The sequence below is a fragment of the Micromonospora sp. NBC_01655 genome (assembly GCF_026339755.1).
Lineage (GTDB): Bacteria > Actinomycetota > Actinomycetes > Mycobacteriales > Micromonosporaceae > Micromonospora.
This window is the reverse complement of the sequence record NZ_JAPEQF010000001.1, coordinates 3066220-3085550: the sequence shown is the minus strand read 5'-3', so window position 1 is coordinate 3085550 and position 19331 is coordinate 3066220. Positions and strand designations below refer to the sequence as shown.

The following is a 19331-nucleotide window of genomic DNA, read 5'->3' as shown; positions in this document are numbered from 1 at the left end:
CACTCTCCCTGTGGTTCAACCTGCCCGACGACCAACGGCTGTCCCCCGGTGCTCGTCATCTACAAAGCCATCTCCCGTTCAAGCTGTCCGCGAAACACTGGCGCCTCTGGCGCCCCACCCGGAGCGGCGACTCCTACCACGCCACCAAGATTCCCTCGCCCGTACACGACCGGGCCTGAACCACACCGAAACACCCTCTTATGGCGTCGGTCATCATCGAAGGCATGGTCGATACAAGCCAAGAGAACATCATCGCGATCTGTCGGGGCCAGTTGCGCGCCCAGTTGAACGCCGAACCGGAAGATCTCACCCGTGCGCTGCGGGAGACGTTCCGATGGGCAGCCTGGATCCGTGGGCAACATCCGATCAGTCCGCACCGAACCCGGGCCGGCTCGATCGCGCACTATGACGACGAGGGTGGTCTACGGGTCTTCGGCAAGATTGCCCAGCCGCTGATCGCCGTTTTGAGCTTCGCGTTCGGCGAGGCAGGCGAGGCACTCGAGGCGGCCACGGCCATTGACCCGGCCGAGGTCCTTCAGCAAGACCGGTGCTTGGTGCTTCCGCGCGCCCGGCGGTTCCGGGAGCTGTGCGCACGTCCCGTAGCCGATTACGACGTCCTCAGCGGCTGGGCTGCCGTCCAGTTGACCGCGGCGGTCCGGGCGGACGCGGGGATGGTGCGGGTCGAGGACGCCTCCGTCCTGCGACCCGGCCGGGGCTACCAGCTGCGCCGCGAGACCGTCACCCTCGATCCCTCTTGGCGCCCACCCGCCTGGACCGGGGTTCCGGTGCCGGGCGTCGTGCCCTTGGTCGCGCCCCTGACCGAAGGGCATCCTGAGGGGACCATCCTGACGGATGTGCCACCGGTGGTGCCGGAGGCCCTGATCGACTACGCGCGAGCGCTTCTGACGAACTGGGCACTGACCCGGGAATTAGAACTCGCCGACCCTGACCCGGACACGGCGCTCAACACCGGCACCCGCTACCTACATCCCCGAGAGGTCGCCGCCCGACTCGTGGACCAGGCAGAAGAGCGCCTCCGCCGCACCGTGCACGAGCCCTGAGTCAGCTCCTGCCGGTCAGGATGCGCCGGGCGCGCTCCAAGGCGCCAGGCGGATCGAGCTGGGCGCGGAGCCCGAGCAGATATCCGGCCGCGCTGGTGCGTCGCTCACCTGCGGACTCACGGGCCGAACGGACAGCCGTGAAGGCCTGGATGGCGAGCATTCCGCCGGCGCCGATCACCGGCGAGAGATGCAGGGCATGTGCGGCAAGGGCCGCCACCGTCGGCAGCTCCAGGGACTTCAGGCCGAACATCGCCCTGATCGGCTCCAGGCCGAGGGCTCGTAGGCCCTGTTCGAGTTCCCGGATCGAGCCGCTCAGGTCCAACTCGACCATCGCGGCCAGCCGCGCCCTGAGGATCTCGGGATCCTCGATGCCGTCCAGCCGCGCAAACTCCTCCGCCAGGCCGGTCAGGTGCGCACGGAACGCGTCGAACTCGGCGGCCAACGTCCGCCGCGCCCGGACGATGTCCTGAGCGGACACCTGTTCCAGGCCGGCGGGCAGCACGGACCGCAGCGCCGCGCAGGCATACAGCACCGAGCTGCCAGACGAGGAGGCGCCGGGCGGCCGGGCGTTCACCAGCGCCGCGCCCAACTCCCGCACCGTCCAGTCCTCGGGCAGAGCGAACAGCCGCGGATCGTGCGTCACTGGCAGCAGCTGGTTGGCCCGGGCGATCCGCTGCGCCAAGGCACAGGAGTACACGGCCACCAGGTGCGGGTGCATACCCACCCATCGCGCGTCGTCCCGCAGCCCTGTCAGGGGATCGAAGCGTGCCCTCGTCCCGAGCCCGAGATCGCACAGCAGCTCGATGAGCGCCCTGTCGCCCAGTTGGCTGGCGTGGATCCACGCGAAACGCGTCTCGTCCTGAAACCATGGGTTCTGGCTTTCTATCCCAAAGCCACCGCCTCCCGGGTAGTCAGGGAGCAGGTAGCGCTCCAGAGCGTCGGCGTCTTGCTGAACGAACTCCCCGAACTCCCGCGCCGTGCTCGCGGCCTGCGGACCCGGGTCGACGTCGAGGAGGAAGTCGAGCTCGGCGCGCAGCACAGTGGCGGTCTCCGAGTCGCGCACCGGATAGCCCGGCGGTCGGATCCGCGCGACCTGCGGCAGGTAGAGGGCCGCCGCCTTCAGCCAGGTGTCGTCCCGGACGTGAAAGTACGGGTAGTACAGCCCGATGTCGCTCATCCGCATCCCTGCCGGCCGCCGGTCGATTGTCCACCATGTATGAGGATCCCACGGAATCGGTGACCATCGGCGTCGGCCGGCGACGTGCCGGGCGACGACATCGGCTTCCTCGCCCCCAGCTTCCCTGCCCCGGGTCGCCACGACGCTGGGTGCCGCGCTTGGGCCGGACTGGACGGCCGAGGCCCTGGACGCGGGTACGCCCCGCCCGATCCCGGCCCCTGCTGGTCGAGCCCCGCGACCCGGTGGCGTACCTGCGCGCCGTCGGTGGGGCATTGACCGGTTGAGACCGCCAGTGATTCCGAAAGTGATGGACAGCCGCGTCAGAGGGTACGGCCGAGCAGTTGGCCGGGCCAGCCGTCGACGACGAAGGTCGAGATCCGCTCGTAGCCACAGGACTCGTAGAAGCGGACCAGGGCTCCAGTACCGCCGCCGTAGCAGTCCACTCGTAGGCGGCTGACGCCTGCGGCGCGGGCCTGGTCGTCGGCAAGGGCGAGCAGACGTCGTCCGACGCCCTTCGCTCGTGGATCACGTGAGCCGATGACGAGCCGGACGTAGACCTCGGGGTCGGTCGCCGGAGGGACATACGGCATGGCGTCGCCGAGCACGAGCGCCCCGCACACGCCCAGCTCGGCGTGCTCCGTGACCCAGGCACCCGGGAGCGCGCACGCTTCCGTGACGCGCTCGATCTGGCGTTCCTGCGTCGACCAGGGTTCGGTGCCCCACTGTTCGTCGTTGCCGATGCTCACGAACCACGCGATCACGTCGTCGAAGAGGCGGAGCACCGCAGGGACGTCCTCGGGCGTCGCACGGCGGAAGGTGAAATTCATCGATATCTCCATGGTGAGTGGTCAGATGGGTCGGGAGCGTCGAGCTCACCTGCAGACGGGAAGGCAACACACCGACGCACTGATCAGAACGCTTTCCCGAGCGTCATGGATCGACTGGCGGTGGTCAACGTGCGAAGCTCAGCCGATCGCCGGCCTCCCATTCGCGTTCGGTCGCTGGTTGCGACCCCCAGTGGCCGCTCGAGTTCCACCACCAGCGAGCCGTCCGGTGCCCGTGCGCGTGCGGCAGCCCGACGGCCGCCGTCACCTGCTCCTCCGCGCCGCTGGCCAACCATCCCGGAAGCGTCTCCTCCCGCGTCGCGAGGACCTGACGTGGCTCACGAGTGGGATAGGTTTTCAGAGGCTGATGGCGTGTTCGATGAACTGGCCGCAGTCGCGGAAGCCCAAGCGGTGGTAGACGGGTTGGCCGTCCGCAGATGCTTGTAGGACGGCGGTCCGATAGTCGTGGTCGCGGGCGGTGTGCAAGGCGGCGAGGGTGATGGCGCCGCCGTAGCCGCGTCGGCGGTGGGTGGCCAGGGTGGCGATGTTGTAGATCCCTGCGACCCCCGCGTGGAGGAAGACCTCCGCCGAGCAAACCGGCCGGCCATTCACGTAACCGACCAGGTAGCGGGCCGGACAGTCGGCGGCGAGTGCATGCTCCGCGGCCAGGGCGAAGAAGTGTCGGACGGTGGCGGCGGGCGGATCCCAGTTCCCGGCCAGGACCGTGGCGTACTCGGCGAGGCCTTCGGGCGTCGTCACGAGGCGGATGTCGAGCCCGGCGGCGTTCTGCGGTGGCGGGACCTCGTCCAGGGGCGCCCACATGGCCGCCTCCCGTTCGGATGCTTCAAAGCCTGCGGCGGCCAGCCGGGTGGACAGATCCGCCGGAGTCGAGGCCGGGCCCACCCACCACGAGAACGGGCGGCCGCCGGCGGTCAGCTTCCGGGCGGTGTCGGCGATGCGTGCATCGGCGCTGGCCCGGCTGAAACGGGCCAGGGCGACGATGTTGAAGGTGTCGTCGCCCAGCCCACTGTCCGCGACCAGGAGGTCGTCCGCGTCGGTAACCGCCATGCCCGCGATGTGTCGATGCAGGTGACACGCGTGCTCGGCCAGGTTCTGCTCCATCCTGACCAGGAGATCACCATCGTCCAAAACCGGGTACTCCACCTCGCCCATAGCGCTTGATTCCATCACCCGGAGGCTGGGACCGCCTCTGATTTAAATCGTTCTCGATTACGCGGGCTGCGGCGACTGCCGGCCGCGGTGCTGGCGACGTCCGGAGCGTCTAGGAACCACGGATCGTGGCGGCTGCCCGACGGAGCTGGGTTGTCCGCGCGGGGGCGGGCGAAGCGGGAGGCGGTGCGGTGGCAGGCGGCCAGGTGGTTCGCGCAACGGCACCCCGTACCTGCTGCACCGGATCGGCTGGTCGGTGCAGGTGCCGCAACCTCGCCGTCCGAGGCGTCGACCACCTACTCGCGATCGTCCGCAACCGCCTCACGCGGATCCAGTATCGACCCGACCTGCTCGACAGCTTCCTGACCCACACCGGCCTGGCCCTCGAACCCGACACAACCTGACCATTCAAGATCTGTAGCGGTCGCCTGTCGCCCGCCGATCAGCCGCGCTGGGGTGACAGACGCAGCTCGCGACCCGGCCAGCGGGAGCGCAGCCAGCGGTCGTGGCTGGCGACCGCGATCGCGCCGGGTCCCGTGGCCAGAGCCTCCTCCAGCTCGTCGCAGAGCCGCGGCGAGAGGTGGTTGGTCGGCTCGTCGAGCAGCAGCAGCTGGGGCGGGTCGGCCACCAGCAGCGCCAGGGCGAGCCGGCGCCGCTGGCCGACCGAGAGTTGCCCGACCGGCCGGTCCAGGTCCGCGGAGCCGAGCAGCCCGAGCGAGAGCAGCGGTACGGACTCGGCGCGCTCGGCACCGAGCGCCACCTCGTAGGTCTCCCGCGCGGTGCGGCCCGGCCGGTCGAACAGGGTGTCCTGGGCGAGCAGGCCGACCCGCAGGTTACGCCGTCGGCGCAGCTCACCGGTGGCGTGCAGTCGGCCGGCCAGCACCGCGAGCAGTGTCGACTTTCCCGTCCCGTTCGGCCCGGTGATCAGTAGCCGGTCGGTGGCCGGGACGTCCAGCCGGTCGAGCGCGAGCCGGCCGGGTACGCGGATGTCCCGCAAGGACACCAGGATCCCGTCTGCGGCGGTGCTGGCCAGCGTGGTGACCCGGAACCGGAGCGGTTCCGGCGGCTGGCCGACCTGCTCACGTTCCAGCTCGTCGAGGCGGCGGGCGGCGTTGCGCACACGTCGTGAGATCTGGTTCTGTACCCGCCCGGCGGTGTGGCCGTAGCCCATCTTCTCGTTGTCGCGCCGGGCGCGCCCCGGTGCGACCTCGTGCGCGGTCACCTCGACGGAGCGGTGCAGTTCGGCGAGTTCCTCCTGCTCCTCAATGAAGCGGCGCTGCCAGCGTTCTCGCTCCGCCCGTTTGGCGGCCTGGTAGTCGGTGTAGTTGCCGCCGTAGCGGGTCGGGCCGTCCAGGGCCGGATCGAGGTCGATCAGATCCGTGCAGACCGCGTCGAGGAACGCCCGGTCGTGGCTTGCCACCACCACGACCCCGGGCAGGCCACGCAGCTGCTCCTCGAGGAAGGCCGCGGCGTCGTCGTCGAGGTGGTTGGTGGGCTCGTCGAGCAGCAGCGCCGTGGGGCGCCGTACCAGGAGGGCGGCCAACGCGACCCGGCTGCGCTGCCCGCCCGACAGGGATGCGATCGGGCGCTCGCGTGGGAGCGCCCCGAGGCCGAGACCGGCCAGTACCATCTCGGCGCGCCGGTCGGCGTCCCAGGCGTCGCTGGCCTGCGCGCGGTCGAGCCGATCGCCGTACGCGGCGAGCAGGTCGGCGTACTCCGGCGCGTCCTGCGGGGTGTCGGCCAGCGCGCCGCTGAGCCGGTCCAGCTCGGCGAGATCCTCACGGGCCTCGCGCAGCGCCCCGTCGAACACGGCGGCGATCGTGGCGGCCGGCTCGAAGGGCATCTCCTGGTGCAGGAACCCCAGCTCCGGTGGGCGGACGACGGTACCGGCGTCGGGCTCGTCCGCCCCCGCGAGCAGCCGCAACAGGGTGGACTTGCCGGTACCGTTCTCGCCGATCAGCCCGATCCGCTGCCCGGGCGCGGCGGTGAGGGAGACGCCGTCGAGCACCCGGCGGGTACCGAGGGTGCGGACCAGATCGTGGGCGAGCAGGGCAAACTTGGACATGAGGCACACACCATCATGGAGATCGTCTTCGGCCCGCCGGCCAGTGCCGCCTACGGGGCGTGGGGAAGGGTCAGGGGCTCACCGGCACCGGTGTGGCTCCACGTCGGACCGCCCCGCAAACCGGGGCGGCCCGAGGCGGGTCAGTCGACGTCCGGGGGGCCGGTCTCCAGCAGGCGCCCCTCGGCGAGCCGCAGCCAGCGGTTGACCTTGATCTCCGCGAGGAACCGCTCGTCGTGGCTGACCACCAGTAACGCTCCCTCGTAGGCGTTGAGCGCGCTCTCCAGCTGACCGACGCTGACCAGGTCGAGGTTGTTGGTCGGCTCGTCGAGCAGAAGTAGTTGCGGCGCGGGCTCGGCGCCCAGGACGCAGGCCAGGGTGGCGCGCAGCCGTTCGCCGCCGGAGAGCACCCCGACCGGCAGGTGGGCCCGGGGGCCGCGGAACAGGAAGCGGGCGAGCAGATTCATCCGCTGCGAGTCCGGCGTCTCCGGCGCGAACGCGGCCAGGTTCTCCGCCACCGTACGGTCCAGGTCCAGCAGGTCCAGCCGCTGGGACAGGTACGCGATGCGGCCATCGGCCCGCTTGATCTGGCCGTCCTCGGGTTCCAGATCGCCGTTGATCAACCGCAGCAGGGTGGACTTGCCGGCGCCGTTGGGGCCGAGCAGGGCGATCCGCTCCGGCCCCCGGATCGTCAGGTCGACGCCGTCGGCGGCGAAGAGGGACCGCTCGCCGTAACGGACGTGCATCCGTTCACCGGTGAAGAGCGTGCGTCCGGCCGGTACGTTGGTGCCGGGCAGCACCAGCGAGATCTTCTGCTCGTTGCGCAGCGCGCGCCCCGCCTCGTCGAGCCGGGCTTTGGCGTCGTTGACCCGCGAGGAGTGCATCTCGTTCGCCTTGCCCGCGGACTCCTGGGCGTCCCGCTTCATGGTACCGGCGAAGATCTTCGGCAGGCCGGCGTTCTTGAGGTTGCGAGAGGCGTTACTGGCTCGCCGTGCCGCCCGCTCGCGGGCCTCCTGCAGCTCCCGCTTCTCCCGCTTAAGCTCCTGCTCGGCGTTGCGGACGTTCTTCTCCGCCACCTCCTGCGCGGCGCGCACCGCCACCTCGTACTCGGTGAAGTTCCCGCCGTAGAACCGCAACTCGCCGCGGTCGAGTTCGGCGATGCGGTCCATCCGGTCCAGCAGTGCCCGGTCGTGGCTGACCAGCAGCAGGCAGCCGTTCCACTGCGCCAGCACGTCGTAAAGCTTGTGCCGGGCCTCGAGGTCGAGATTGTTGGTCGGCTCGTCCAGCAGTAGCACGTCAGGCCGCTTCAACAGCTGCGCCGCCAAGCCGAGGGAGACGACCTGGCCGCCGCTGAGGGTGTCCAGGCGCCGGCCGAAGGCGAGGTCGCCGAGGCCGAGCCGGTCCAGCTGGGCGCGGGTCCGCTCCTCGATGTCCCAGTCGTTGCCGATCGTGGTGAAGTGTTCCTCGCCGGCGTCTCCGGACTCGATGGCATGTAGTGCCCGGATCAGCGGAGCGATCTCCAGAACCTCGGCCACGGTCAGGTCGCCGACCAGCGGCAGACTCTGCGGGAGGTAGCCGAGCACCCCCTGGACCGAGACGGACCCGGCGGTGGGCCGGTACTCGTTGGCGATCAACTTGAGCAGCGTGCTCTTACCGGCACCGTTCGGCGCGACCAGCCCGGTACGGCCGCCACCGATCGTGAACGAGAGGTTCTGGAAGACCGGGGTGTCATCCGGCCAGGAGAAGGTCAGGTTCGAGCAGACGATGAAAGAATCGGACATCGGGAAACAACCTCGGATGTGAGGGCAGGCGACCGCAGCCGCCCGACAGGGGACATGGTCTCGAATAGCGACGACACGACCACGGCAACGGCGCTCATAGGCGCGGGCCGGTGGCCGATCACATGTCCGGTCTCACCCGGAGATGTCGTCGTCACCCACCATGTCTCGTCTCCCATGCTTGTCTGATCATCCATGTGCAGATCGTTCGCGATCTACCGTAGCACCGGCGGCACTCGGCCCGCCGGGCGAAGCCCAGGTAGTTGGCGGGTGGCGGAAGTGTGCGCTCGCAATACGGTACGAGATCAATCACACACGAGCGGGCGGGGACACGTGATCTGGCACTACGGGCTGTGCACCGGTGCGATCGATCAAGGTTGCCCGCGCATGTACGCCGACCCCACCCAGGACCCGAGGATGCAGCAGTGACCAGCACTCTTCGTACGGGCAACACTGACAGTGAGCGAGGACGGCCGATGGCGCAGGTGGACACGGCGGAGACCGGGCAGGGCGGCATCCGCCGGGATACCGGCTCCGGGACCTGGCGCGCGGGCATCCGCCGGGCGATCCGCGTCGGCTCCCGGCCGGGGCCCTGGAAGCGCGGCCTGGTGCTCGCGGCGCTGGCGCTGCTGCTGGGCCTGTTCATGCTGCTGCACGCGAAGATCCCGAACCGGATCGGGAACCTCGGCAGCCTGGCGGAGACCTTCCTGCCGTGGTTCGGCCTGTTCATCCCGGTGCTGCTGGCCGGGGCGCTCTGGCGCCGCTCCGCCTCCGCGGTGGCCGCGCTGCTGCTGCCGGTCATGGTGTGGCTGAACCTCTTCGGCGGGCTGCTCAGCGACAAGTCCCACCCGGGCAGCGACCTCACCGTGGCCAGCCACAACGTCGGCGCCGACAACCCCGACCCGGCCGGCACCGCCCGCGACCTGGCCGCCTCCGGCGCGGACGTGCTGGCCCTGCAGGAGATGACCGAGCAGGCCCGGGACACGTACGAGAAGGAGCTGGCGAAGGCGTACCCGTACCACACGGTGCAGGGCACGGTCGGGCTGTGGAGCAAGCTGCCGCTGTCGGACACCCAGCCGGTCGACATCAAGATGGACTACGGGCCGCTGGCGGACACCAAGCCGGTCGACATCAAGATGGCCTACACCCGGGCGCTGCGCACCACGGTGGCCACGGACCAGGGGCCGCTGGCGGTGTATGTGGCCCACCTGGGGTCCGTACGGGTGAATCCCAGGGCGGGCTTCTGGACGGACTCGCGGGACAGAGGGGCACAGGCGCTCGGCAAGGCCATCGCCGCCGAGCAGAACGAGCGCGTGGTGCTGCTCGGCGACCTGAACGGCACCATGGACGACCGCGCGTTCGCCGACATCACCTCGCAACTGCACTCGGCCCAGGACGCGGCCGGGGACGGCTTCGGCTTCAGCTGGCCGGCAAAGTTCCCGGTGGCGCGGATCGACCAGATCCTGGTCAGAGGCGTGGAGCCGGAGATCTCGTGGATGCTGCCGGCCACCGGCAGCGACCACCTGTCGGTGGCGGCCGGAATCAGCTGGTGAACACCGCCAGCCACGGCAGGCTTGCGAACTCGTTCCGCATCAGGTGGCGCTCACTGCGGAACTGGCGGGCCTCTGGCGGCGCGACCCGCAGGATCACCGGCTCCGCCCGCCCGGGCCCAGGGTGAGGCGGTAGGCGTTGTTGTACATACCCGTGCCCAGCCCGACAGCGGGCACGGGCGTGGCGTCGCCTCCGAAGGCCCGTCGGCAGACCTTCCCGATCTCCTCCGCGGTCAGTGGCTGCTGGAACGCCTCCGCGCGGCCCGCTCAACCGGCTGGAGGTCCATGCCGCTCAGGATGCCCCGCCCGGAGGCTGTTCGTCACATACACCGCGTACGGCGGTACCGCGGCACAGCGGCCGCCCTGGTCCCGCTACATCCGGCGCCGGTTTGCTATCGCGCGGACCAGCATGACCACCCAGCCGACTGCGGCAACCGCGCCGGCCACGGCGAGCCCGGTGAACAGCAGCCAACTGTTGCCGCCCCGGGCGGCGAAGACCCCCCTGCGGGCGCCGGTGTCGCGGGCCGCCACGACGGCCCCCGACGTCAGCCCATCCGGCTCGCCGTAGACGATGACGTCGTTGCGCGGCGTTCCGTCCCCGTCCGGAACGAAGTCGCCGTGCCAAGTGCAGGCGCGGCCGCACTCCTCGTATCGCGCAGTGAATGTGCCCGCCACGCCGTCACCGGACCTCGCCCGCCAGGCCGGGGCAACGTCGGGTGCGGCAACGGCCAGCCCGACGAGGGCGAGGACGGGAAGCCCAATCCACAGCAGGAACTTCATCCCCCAGCCAGCCGGTCCGTCAGCCACGAGCACACCGTAACGAGGCCGGGCAAGCTGTGCTGTCACAGGTACTCACCGTCGCGCCGCCGCCCAGTGGCCAGCCGCCCCGTGTTCCCCGCATGCTCCCTGCGCCGCCCCAGCCGTCAGCGCGATGCCTCGTGGTGGTTCTGAGGTCGCCCGACCTACTGGAAGCACCGTTGTTCCCGAGCCGCCGTACTCCTTTGGCCGCCAGTCGCGACAGCCGAAGGGTTGTTCGAACTGACGTCCTCCGCACACGATCACCCCACCCCGGCGCGTGCGGCGGCCAGAGCCGTGGCTGCGGCGCGGTCCGCCGCCTCGTCGTCCAACGCTTCCCCGGTGTTGAGCAGGGCGTAGTACAGGGGCGCGGAGACGTTGGCGATGACGCGGCCGGGGTCGGTCCCGTGGGGCAGTTCGCCGCGTCCCATGGCGTCGGTGACGCAGCCGGCCCAATCGTCGATGCGTACGGCGTAGAAGCGGTGTAGCGCCTGGGCTGCCTGTTCGTTGCAGAGCGAGGCGGCGATCAGGGCCTTGAAGAGACGTCCTTGGCGGGGGTCGGTCAGGGTTTTGACGACCAGTCGCGCGTTCTCCTGGAGATCCTTGTCCACGCTGCCGGTTCGGGCGCGGGGCAGGGACTGTTCGGCCATGTGGTCGAGAAGGTCGGCGGCGAGTGCGCCGGGGGTGCCCCAGCGGCGGTAGACGGTGGTCTTTCCCACGCCTGCGATGCGGGCGATCTCGGCGAGGTCCAGGGCGTCGAACCCCTTCCCGGCGAGGGTGTCACCGGCGGCTTGCAGGACGGCTTCGCGGACGCGGGCGGTACGTCCGCCGGGGCGGATGCTGCCGGGCTGGGGTGCGGTGGCCATCGGGTTGACTCCTTCCCCACAAGGGCCCGTATCGGGACTCGGGTTCCCTTAAGGCGGCGCTCGGTGCTACGATTCCCATCGTAACGGAACGGAAGAACCGTTTAGACGGGTGGGCTGCCCCCGCATCACCGACGACGCCTCGCGCAACGACTGCTGTCGGCTCACGTCGGCAGACCCGGAAGAAAGTTCCTGTCATGTCCCCCACCAAGCCCGCCCGTGGGCGCTGTCACGCCGCCTCCCGCTGCCGATGCCTTCCCGCCGCAGCTGACCGGCCGTCTCAAGGTGGTCAGCGTGGACTACCGGCTCGCGCCACGGCACCGACACCCGAGCGCCATGCAGGACGTCCTTACCGCCCTCGCCAGGGGACAGACCACGCGGCGGGAGCGCCTGTCGCGGTGGGCGGCGACAGCGCTGGCGGCACACTCGCTGTCCCGCTAACGGCACCTCTCTGTGCCAAGTCGTTGGCAGCAGAGAGGTGCCGTTATCCACAGACCCTGAGTTAGTTGGTTTCGCTTCCTTCTTGGCGGGTGGGCCGGTGTTCGTCCTGGCCGCGTGGGCGTCGTAGTGACTCTGCCCAGCGGCCCCGCTACGGGTACGTCGCCGTCTCAGATGAGCCCGTGGGCGAGCATCGCCTCGGCGACGAGCCGGAAGCCGTCGATGTTGGCTCCGGCGACGTAGTTGCCCGGCATGCCGTACTCGTCGGCGGTGGCGTAGCAGCGGGCGTGGATGGTCCGCATGATCTCCCGCAGCCGCTGCTCAGAATGGGTGAAGGTCCACGAGTCGCGGCTGGCGTTCTGCTGCATTTCCAGCGCGCTGGCCGCGACTCCACCGGCGTTGGCCGCCTTACCGGGCGCGAACCGCACCCCGGCCTCGGCGAAACCCCGCACCGCCTCCGGCGTGGTGGGCATGTTGGCCCCCTCCACCACGATGGTGCAGCCACCCGCGATCAGGGTGAGCGCGTCGGCGGCGGTGAGCTCGTTCTGCGTCGCGCAGGGAATCGCCACCTGGCAGGGCACCTCCCAGACCCGGCGACCCGCGACGAACGCGGCGTGCGGGCGGGCGTCGACATACTCGGCGATCCGTGCCCGGCGGACCTCCTTGACCTGCTTGAGCACGTCGACGTTGATGCCCTTCTCGTCGCGTATGTAGCCGGAGGAGTCCGAGCATGCCACCACGGTGCCACCGAGCTGATGCACCTTCTCAATCGCGTAGACCGCCACGTTGCCCGAGCCGGAAACCACCACCCGCTTTCCGTCGAGGCTGTCACCGCCGTCGGCGCGTAGCATCTCCTCGGCGAAGAACACCGCACCGTAGCCGGTAGCCTCCCGGCGCACCTGGGCACCGCCGTAACTGAGGCCCTTGCCGGTCAGCACCCCGGACTCGTACCGGTTGGTGATCCGCTTGTACTGCCCGAACAGGTAGCCGATCTCCCGGCCACCCACTCCGATGTCGCCGGCCGGCACGTCCGTGTACTCGCCGATATGCCGGTACAACTCGGTCATGAACGACTGGCAGAACCGCATCACCTCCCGGTCGGAGCGGCCCTTGGGGTCGAAGTCCGACCCACCCTTGCCGCCACCGATCGGCATCCCAGTCAACGCGTTCTTGAACAATTGTTCAAAACCGAGGAACTTCACGATCCCCAGATAGACCGACGGGTGGAAGCGAAGACCTCCCTTGTACGGGCCCAGGGCACTGTTGAACTCCACCCGGAAGCCGCGGTTGATGTGGACCTCACCGCGATCGTCCTCCCATGGCACCCGGAAGATGACCTGCCGCTCCGGCTCGCAGATCCGCTCAATAATCTTCGCCTCGGCGTACTCAGGATGCCTCTCCAAGGCCGGCACGACACTGTCGAGCACCTCCCGCACCGACTGATGGAACTCGTCCTCGCCAGGGTTACGCCGCACCACCGAAGTGAAGATCGACTCTAGCTTGTCCTGTGCCGACACATGAACTCCTCGATGCGCAAACATGGCCGGTTTGCCGCGCGCGTTGGGCGACCCGCAGGTCACCTACACCGCCACGACCACGCCAAGATCACAATGTCACTGTCGGAAGCAACCGTCGAGGTACGGCAACGTCGGCGTATTGAGCGAGAAGCTCCGGCAGGACGAGAGCCTCTCACGGACCTCGTCCCTGACAGCCCTCGTCGTGGTTCAGTGTGACATCCCCGCTACTGGTCCCGTTCCCAACGGTGCCGTTTGGCGAGGTGACGGCGCCGCCGATACGCGCCACGGCCTGCCGCGGAGTTGCTGGCCGGGGTATCGGACGGCCGGCCGTCGCGGGGCCGGGACCATCCGGCTGGTCGTCCTGACGCTCGCTATGGCGACGGCGGCGGGGGTGAGTAGCTATGCATCGGGTCGACGATCTGGCGGGTCTTGCCCCAACGTCGACCCGCAGGCCCTCGACTCGGCGATTGGAACGTGGGCCGCAAGCCGGTGGCTGGCGGCGACACCGCGCCTGCCGGACACGACGATGCCGCTGGACGAGCGACGCGCCCTGCTCATGTTCGCGCGCTACGGCAGTGACACCACCGACGACCAAAGGCTCACCGCCGAAAACACCCCAACCTGGCGATACGACCAAACCCACATAGCCGGCAAAATACGCGCTGAGACGTCCTCTAACAACTCCTAACTTAATGATGTTGGGCGTAACCGGTGGACGTGAGGATCGTTCTGTCTGAACGTGAGGAGGGGTGAGCAGCCGCCGTGGATCGTCTCGGACGAACTGTGGGCTGAGATCGCGCCGCTGCTGCCACCCCGTCCGCCCCGGCGGCATCGGTTCCCGGGCCGCAAGCCGCTGGATGACCGCAAGGTGTTGTGCGGCATCCTGTTCGTGCTCTACACCGCGATCCCGTGGGAGTACCTGCCCCAAGAGCTGGGCTTCGGCTCAGGAATGACCTGCTGGCGCAGGCTGCGGGACTGGAACGACGCCGGCGTCTGGCAACAACTACACGAGATCCTGCTCGGCAAACTCCGGGCCGCTGGGCAACTCGACATGTCCCGGGCGGTGATCGACGGCTCCCACATCCGGGCGCTCAAGGGCGGCCCAAAACAGGTCCGAGCCCGGTCGACCGCCGCAAGCCAGGCTCGAAACACCACGTCATCACCGACGCGGGCGGCATCCCCCTCGCCGCGACCCTGACCGGCGGCAACCGCCACGACGTCACCCAGCTCATACCCCTGGTCGACAAAGTCCCACGGGTAAGGGGCATCCGCGGTCGACCCCGGCAACGACCGGAGCGGATCTACGCCGACCGGGGCTACGACTACGACTGCTACCGCCGCCAGCTACGGGCCAAGGGCATCACCCCGGTCATCGCCCGACGCGGCGTCGACCACGGCTCCGGCCTCGGCGCCCGACGGTGGGTCGTCGAGCAGACCATCGCACTACTGCACTGGTTCCGCCGCCTACGCATCCGCTGGGAGATCCGCGACGACATCCACGAAGCCTTCCTCACCCTCGCCTGCGCCATCATCTGCTGGCGCCGACTACAACGCTCAAAGAGTTAGGAGTTGTAAATAGCACTGCTACCGCAGGTCCTCACAACGGGAAAGCCGGGCCTGTGCATGACGCCAAAGTGCTGTTGCGCGCTGGCTACTGACTCGCACCCCCGGATAGGTGCACGCAGTGACTCACATCGCCGCCAGGGCGGGCGATGTGCAAGAGGTGGCTCGGCTGGTAGCCGCAGGCGCAGTCGTGGACGCCCGGCAACTACCGTATGTATACGCCGTTGCACATCGCCGCCGGGATGGCGGCGTCCGAGGTCGTCGCGGTGCTGCTGGCCACCGGCGCGGACGCCGGGGCCCTTTCGACATTCAAGACCACACCGCTGCATGAGGTGGCCCGCGGTGGAGTTGGCGCTGCCACCGATGCTCCACTTGAGATCATCGACAGGCTCCTCGCCGCTGGCTGCCCGATCAACGCTGTGGACAGCACCGGACGCACCGCGCTGTGGCATACGGCGGCCACCGGTACCGCACCGTGGCCAGCCGAGCAACAGGCCGCCCGCTGCCGCGTCCTACAGCGCCTGCTCGATCGAGGCGCTGATCCCAGCATCGCAGCGCGCGGCACGCAAGGCCGGCCGATCGACGCGGCTCGGGGATTGCACCAAGCCAAGAAGTATCGGATCGAGTGGGCCCAGGGCGCGGCGCTGCTGGAAGACCACGGCCAATGAGCGGATCGATTCTCGGTCGGTGAACTGGGTCGTCGACGGCTGCATGCACAGGTGCTGGCCTGGTGGGACCAGGCGCCCGACGCACGCTCATCGGCAGATGCGTGCAGTTCCGAGTGGCGGTGCCGACGACCTCAACCGTCACACACCGTTATTTAACGCAGGCAAGATCATCGTCAGGTGGGGCCAGTTATGGCCGTCCTCGTGGACGGCGGGAAGCCGAGCCGAGCTCAGCCGCTCCGCCTTCTGACTGCCTCGCCGTACCGGCGGGTGGCTACGCCCACTCCCCTGCGAAAAGCGGCTCGACCGGGCGATCCCGGCGTCCGATCCGCAGGTCCCCGAAGATCGTGCTCCGCGCCGCCCGTTCGACCTCCGCGTCCAGGTCGATCCGTAGCTCCTCGGAGGCGTCGTGGGCCGCGCCGACGAGGACGAGTTCGGTGCCGGCATGGTCGAGGAAGTTCGGCGGGTCGAGCGGGGCGAAACGACGGCCGTGGAACTTCCCCTGCAGCTGGGCGGGCAGTTTGACCTTCTGGTCCCCGCGCAGCCCGACCCTGGGCGGGGAGGGTGCTTGCGGGTTCTTCACCGTGATGATGTAGCTCGCCTCCGGCTCGATGCTCAGCTCGTGCTGCGGCGCTCCGAGGCGCAGCGGGAGTTCGAGTTCGTACGCCAGATGGGTGTGGTCGTCGTGCCGGGCGATCACGTACGCCCCCTCCGCCACCGGCCGGGCCGGCGGCTGCTCCCGTCCGCCGCGGGTCTTTGTCCGGTACGCGCGCGCCTGGAGGGCCTTGTGCAACTGCTCGGGCCGGTCCACCACCTCGTCGACGAACGCCCAGAAGCGGTCGTGCTGGTCGATTCCGGGCAGGCGCTTGCGCCCGACCACGAGCAGCCGCAGGTGTCGTCCCCGCCACGGGTGCATCACGACCAGCAGCCGCTGCACCTCCTCCAGCGAGTCGACGTGCTCCTCCTCCACCCGTGGCCGGTAGAGGAAGTAGATGTCCCCGTCTTCAAGTACCTCCGCCATCCGTGCCGGGTACCCGCAACCACGGCCGGGCAACGCCGGCTCCGCACACAAGCCTCCGCACCGATCCTTCCCAGAAACAGGGGTGCGGAGACCCAGACCATCAGGTAGGCGAGTACGGACCGGCAAGGCCATGCCGAGTCGCCCAACCGCATCCAGAGCAGTGACCCACCGGTTTGCGGCGCGTCGGCCAGGGTAGCCCCAGGCAGCGAGTTGCCGCGACGAGGAGACGTGGATGCAACGCGGGTGGCCGGCGGTCCAGCCCAGCCTGATCACGGGAGGCCTCTTCCATGGTCCAGAGGTTGCGCCCAGGCGTTTGGCGGATCTCCGAACATTCTCGCGTCTCCACCGCGGAGCTCTTCTTCGACGTGGTGTTCGTCTTCGCGTTCATTCAGGTCACCACGCTGATGACCGCCGGCAAGGGTGGGCTCGGTGTCGTGCACGGGCTGCTTGTCCTGACCCTGCTCTGGTGGTTGTGGTCGCTCTTCGCCTGGCTGAGCAACCGGGTACGGGCAAACTTCGGCCTGGCCAGGCTCACCCTGCTGGCGACAACGCCGGTGTTGTTCGTGCTGGCGGCTATCACGCTGGACGCGTTCAGGGATGTTCCCGGCGGCGTGGCAGCCCCTGTCGGGTTCGTTGGCTGCTACGCCACAGTCCGGCTTCTGTACCTGGGACTACGCTGGTACGCCACGCCGAGCCTGCGGGGCCACGAGATCGTGTCGCTCACCGTGCCGGCGCTCGCCGCCATCGGCCTACTGCTCAGCGCCGCGTTGCTGCCGCTGGGCGGGCTCGGCAGCACGACAACGCTGGCCGGCCAGATAGCCCTGTGGGTACTGGCCATCAGCATCGACTACGGCACCGGGATGGCGCTACCCGTGCGTCGGCAGATCTTCTCCGCCCGGCACTGGGCCGAGCGACACAACCTGATCATCATCCTGGCCTTAGGCGAGGTGCTGGTGTCGATCGGCGTCACCGGCAGCTACCTGCACACCACAGCGAGCTTCCTCATCGCCTCGGCGCTCGCCGCCGTCATCGCCTGCTCCCTCGAATGGATCTACTTCGACCTCTCCGCGCTCGTCGGAGAGCACGCACTGCGCACCGCCGACCCGCTCCACCGGGTACGACTCGCCCGGGACGCCTACACCTACCTGCACCTACCCATGATCGCAGGGATCATCCTGCTCTCCCTCGGACTGAAACACACGCCCGGCCTCATCGAGACCGCCAACTCATACAACCGCGGCGATCCGCTCGACCGGACCGGCCGGTACGCGATGTACGGCGGCGTCGCCCTGTTCCTGCTCGCCCACGCCGCGTTCCACGGGCGGCTAGGTCACGGCATCCTCATCGTCATCTGGCCCCGACTCGGCGCCGCCGCACTCCTGCTGGCCCTACTGCCGGTCACCGCCTGGCTGCCCGCTCTGCAGGCCCTAGCCGGCCTTGCCGGGGTCTGCCTGGTGACGGCTGTCACCGAGTTCCTAATCAGTCGCCGGCACCGGTGGCGACTGCGCCAGACGCTCTTCGAAGAGGCGGAGGGCGAACTCACAGCCAGAGGCAACAGCGACTCGGGCGGAGGGGCTATCCCGTAGGAGCTGACGCGGGCCGCCACCGGAACGCGTCGCTGACCATCAACCGAAGCATCGAAGATGCTTGACAGACCTCGACGCAGCCTGGCTTGAATGCGCCTCCATGATCTACGTCCACGTAGAGGTGACCCGGCAGTCCCAGCGGTCGACCACAGACAAGCTCGGTTATCTGTTCGATGCCTGACGTAGGGGCCACCAAAAGGAGTCAGGGCCGGTCTGAACGACCGGCCCTGAGGGTGTTACTGCTGGTGCGCCGCCAGGGACTCGAACCCCGAACCCGCGGATTAACTACCTGTACGGCCTGTCCTCGCAGGACTTCGTGCCCGCCCTGGAGCAGTTCCTGGGCACCAGCGCCGGGCTGTCCGCGGCCACGATCACCCGGCTCACCGTGCAGTGGCAGGACGAGGCCCGCGCCTTCAACGGGCGGGACCTGTCGGCGGCCGACTACGTATACGTGTGGGCCGACGGCGTGCACCTCAACGTGCGCCTCGACGAGGCGAAACTGTGCCTGCTCGTCGTGGTCGGGGTGCGCGTCGACGGCCGCAAGGAACTCATCGCACTGGCCGAGGGCTACCGTGAGTCGGCCGGCTCGTGGGCCGACCTGCTACGCGACTGCAAGCGGCGCGGCATGCGCGCCCCGGTCCTCGCCGTCGGCGACGGTGCGCTCGGGTTCTGGAACGCGCTACGTGAGGTGTTCCCCGAGACACGGGAACAGCGCTGCTGGTTCCACAAGATCGGCAACGTTCTCGCCGCCCTCCCGAAATCGGCGCATCCCGGGGCGAAGAAGGCCCTCGCGGAGATCTGGAACGCCGAGGACCGTGACCACGCCCGCCGCGCCGTGGCCGCGTTCAAGCTCGCCTACGGGGCGAAGTTCGGCAAGGCCGTCGCCAAGGTCGTCGACGACCTCGACGAACTCCTCGCGTTCTACGACTTCCCGGCTGAGCACTGGGTGCATCTGCGCACCACCAACCCGATCGAGTCGACCTTCGCCACGGTCCGGCACCGCACCAAGGTCACCAAGGGGCCCGGCTCGAAGGCCGCCGGCCTCGCGATGGCGTTCAAGCTCATCGAAGCCGCCCAGCAGCGGTGGCGAGCGGTCAACGCACCGCACCTGGTCGCCCTGGTCCGCGCCGGCGCCCGCTTCGAACGCGGCAAACTCGTCGAACGACCCGCCGCCGAGCCCGTCACGAGCACGGCCACGGCTGCCTAATCAAGATTTCCCATCCACAAGTCTTGACTATTGCTCACCTGGCCGTCGCTGGCG

The 19331-nt window shown here is 69.1% G+C and carries 15 protein-coding genes and 1 pseudogene; 7 read left to right on the top strand and 9 right to left on the bottom strand.

Annotated features, from left to right (window positions below; all coding sequences use genetic code 11):
* Positions 1-200: 200 nt before the first annotated feature.
* Complete coding sequence (locus OOK41_RS14550; protein WP_266265353.1) at positions 201-1061, top strand: hypothetical protein; 861 nt, start codon at positions 201-203, stop codon at positions 1059-1061.
* Position 1062: 1 nt separating this feature from the next.
* On the opposite strand, the gene OOK41_RS14545 is transcribed toward OOK41_RS14550, so the two are convergent.
* The 5 genes from OOK41_RS14545 to abc-f all read right to left on the bottom strand — a co-directional run bounded on the left by OOK41_RS14545 (position 1063) and on the right by abc-f (position 8075).
* The gene (locus OOK41_RS14545; RefSeq protein ID WP_266265351.1) at positions 1063-2238 is read right to left on the bottom strand and encodes a DUF6236 family protein; all 1176 of its coding nucleotides are present in this window, start codon (positions 2236-2238) and stop codon (positions 1063-1065) included.
* Positions 2239-2558: 320 nt separating this feature from the next.
* Positions 2559-3065: a GNAT family N-acetyltransferase gene (locus tag OOK41_RS14540; protein WP_207892890.1), complete on the bottom strand. Its 507-nt coding sequence runs from the start codon at positions 3063-3065 to the stop codon at positions 2559-2561.
* A gap of 354 nt (positions 3066-3419) precedes the next feature.
* Positions 3420-4235, bottom strand: coding sequence for a GNAT family N-acetyltransferase (locus OOK41_RS14535; protein ID WP_266265348.1), 816 nt, complete (start codon positions 4233-4235; stop codon positions 3420-3422).
* 439 nt (positions 4236-4674) lie between these two features.
* Positions 4675-6297: an ABC-F family ATP-binding cassette domain-containing protein gene (locus OOK41_RS14530; protein ID WP_266265347.1), complete on the bottom strand. Its 1623-nt coding sequence runs from the start codon at positions 6295-6297 to the stop codon at positions 4675-4677.
* A gap of 140 nt (positions 6298-6437) precedes the next feature.
* Positions 6438-8075 (bottom strand): ribosomal protection-like ABC-F family protein, encoded by a 1638-nt coding sequence (abc-f, locus tag OOK41_RS14525; protein WP_266265346.1) that lies wholly within the window; start codon positions 8073-8075, stop codon positions 6438-6440.
* A gap of 473 nt (positions 8076-8548) precedes the next feature.
* Between abc-f and OOK41_RS14520 the strand changes: the two genes are divergently transcribed.
* Positions 8549-9625 carry an endonuclease/exonuclease/phosphatase family protein gene (locus tag OOK41_RS14520; protein WP_266265344.1) on the top strand — a complete coding sequence of 359 codons (1077 nt, stop codon included), beginning with the start codon at positions 8549-8551 and terminating at the stop codon, positions 9623-9625.
* Between the two features lie 369 nt (positions 9626-9994).
* Here the strand turns inward: OOK41_RS14520 and OOK41_RS14515 are convergent, their stop codons facing one another.
* Together OOK41_RS14515 and OOK41_RS14510 are read right to left on the bottom strand one after the other, a co-directional pair.
* A complete protein-coding gene (locus OOK41_RS14515; protein WP_266265342.1) occupies positions 9995-10429 on the bottom strand; it encodes a hypothetical protein in 435 nt (144 codons plus the stop codon).
* A 251-nt stretch (positions 10430-10680) separates the two neighbouring features.
* Complete coding sequence (locus OOK41_RS14510) at positions 10681-11283, bottom strand: TetR/AcrR family transcriptional regulator (protein ID WP_266265341.1); 603 nt, start codon at positions 11281-11283, stop codon at positions 10681-10683.
* 216 nt (positions 11284-11499) lie between these two features.
* Here OOK41_RS14510 and OOK41_RS32065 point away from each other — a divergent pair, with 216 nt between their 5' ends.
* Positions 11500-11721 carry an alpha/beta hydrolase fold domain-containing protein gene (locus OOK41_RS32065; protein ID WP_353962204.1) on the top strand — a complete coding sequence of 74 codons (222 nt, stop codon included), beginning with the start codon at positions 11500-11502 and terminating at the stop codon, positions 11719-11721.
* Between the two features lie 167 nt (positions 11722-11888).
* Here OOK41_RS32065 and gdhA read toward each other — a convergent pair whose 3' ends face one another.
* Positions 11889-13235, bottom strand: a complete 1347-nt coding sequence (gene gdhA / locus OOK41_RS14505; RefSeq protein ID WP_266265339.1) for an NADP-specific glutamate dehydrogenase — start codon at positions 13233-13235, stop codon at positions 11889-11891.
* Positions 13236-14001: 766 nt separating this feature from the next.
* Between gdhA and OOK41_RS14500 the strand changes: the two genes are divergently transcribed.
* Positions 14002-14801, top strand: a protein-coding gene (locus OOK41_RS14500; RefSeq protein WP_266267830.1) for an IS5 family transposase whose coding sequence is annotated in 2 segments (ribosomal slippage) — positions 14002-14338 and positions 14338-14801 — 801 coding nt in all. Because the reading frame shifts where the segments join, the coding sequence is not laid out codon by codon here.
* 209 nt (positions 14802-15010) lie between these two features.
* Complete coding sequence (locus OOK41_RS14495) at positions 15011-15466, top strand: ankyrin repeat domain-containing protein (protein WP_266265336.1); 456 nt, start codon at positions 15011-15013, stop codon at positions 15464-15466.
* A gap of 271 nt (positions 15467-15737) precedes the next feature.
* Here the strand turns inward: OOK41_RS14495 and OOK41_RS14490 are convergent, their stop codons facing one another.
* Positions 15738-16484, bottom strand: a complete 747-nt coding sequence (locus OOK41_RS14490) for a hypothetical protein (protein WP_266265334.1) — start codon at positions 16482-16484, stop codon at positions 15738-15740.
* Between the two features lie 299 nt (positions 16485-16783).
* On the opposite strand from OOK41_RS14490, the gene OOK41_RS14485 reads away from it, so the two are divergent.
* Together OOK41_RS14485 and OOK41_RS14480 are read left to right on the top strand one after the other, a co-directional pair.
* Positions 16784-18070, top strand: a complete 1287-nt coding sequence (locus OOK41_RS14485; protein ID WP_266265332.1) for a low temperature requirement protein A — start codon at positions 16784-16786, stop codon at positions 18068-18070.
* Positions 18071-18356: 286 nt separating this feature from the next.
* Positions 18357-19277: pseudogene (locus OOK41_RS14480) on the top strand (IS256 family transposase); the annotation flags it as partial.
* Positions 19278-19331: the final 54 nt, after the last annotated feature.

What these genes read in the sequence shown, in the direction of transcription:
- OOK41_RS14540 (WP_207892890.1), bottom strand. Translation starts at nt 3,065, where the DNA reads ATGAATTTCACCTTCCGCCGTGCGACGCCCGAGGACGTCCCTGCGGTG.
- OOK41_RS14520 (WP_266265344.1), top strand. Translation starts at nt 8,549, where the DNA reads ATGGCGCAGGTGGACACGGCGGAGACCGGGCAGGGCGGCATCCGCCGG.
- abc-f (WP_266265346.1), bottom strand. Translation starts at nt 8,075, where the DNA reads ATGTCCGATTCTTTCATCGTCTGCTCGAACCTGACCTTCTCCTGGCCG.
- OOK41_RS14495 (WP_266265336.1), top strand. Translation starts at nt 15,011, where the DNA reads ATGTATACGCCGTTGCACATCGCCGCCGGGATGGCGGCGTCCGAGGTC.
- OOK41_RS14510 (WP_266265341.1), bottom strand. Translation starts at nt 11,283, where the DNA reads ATGGCCACCGCACCCCAGCCCGGCAGCATCCGCCCCGGCGGACGTACC.
- OOK41_RS14530 (WP_266265347.1), bottom strand. Translation starts at nt 6,297, where the DNA reads ATGTCCAAGTTTGCCCTGCTCGCCCACGATCTGGTCCGCACCCTCGGT.
- OOK41_RS14550 (WP_266265353.1), top strand. Translation starts at nt 201, where the DNA reads ATGGCGTCGGTCATCATCGAAGGCATGGTCGATACAAGCCAAGAGAAC.
- OOK41_RS14490 (WP_266265334.1), bottom strand. Translation starts at nt 16,484, where the DNA reads ATGGCGGAGGTACTTGAAGACGGGGACATCTACTTCCTCTACCGGCCA.
- OOK41_RS14535 (WP_266265348.1), bottom strand. Translation starts at nt 4,235, where the DNA reads ATGGGCGAGGTGGAGTACCCGGTTTTGGACGATGGTGATCTCCTGGTC.
- OOK41_RS14545 (WP_266265351.1), bottom strand. Translation starts at nt 2,238, where the DNA reads ATGAGCGACATCGGGCTGTACTACCCGTACTTTCACGTCCGGGACGAC.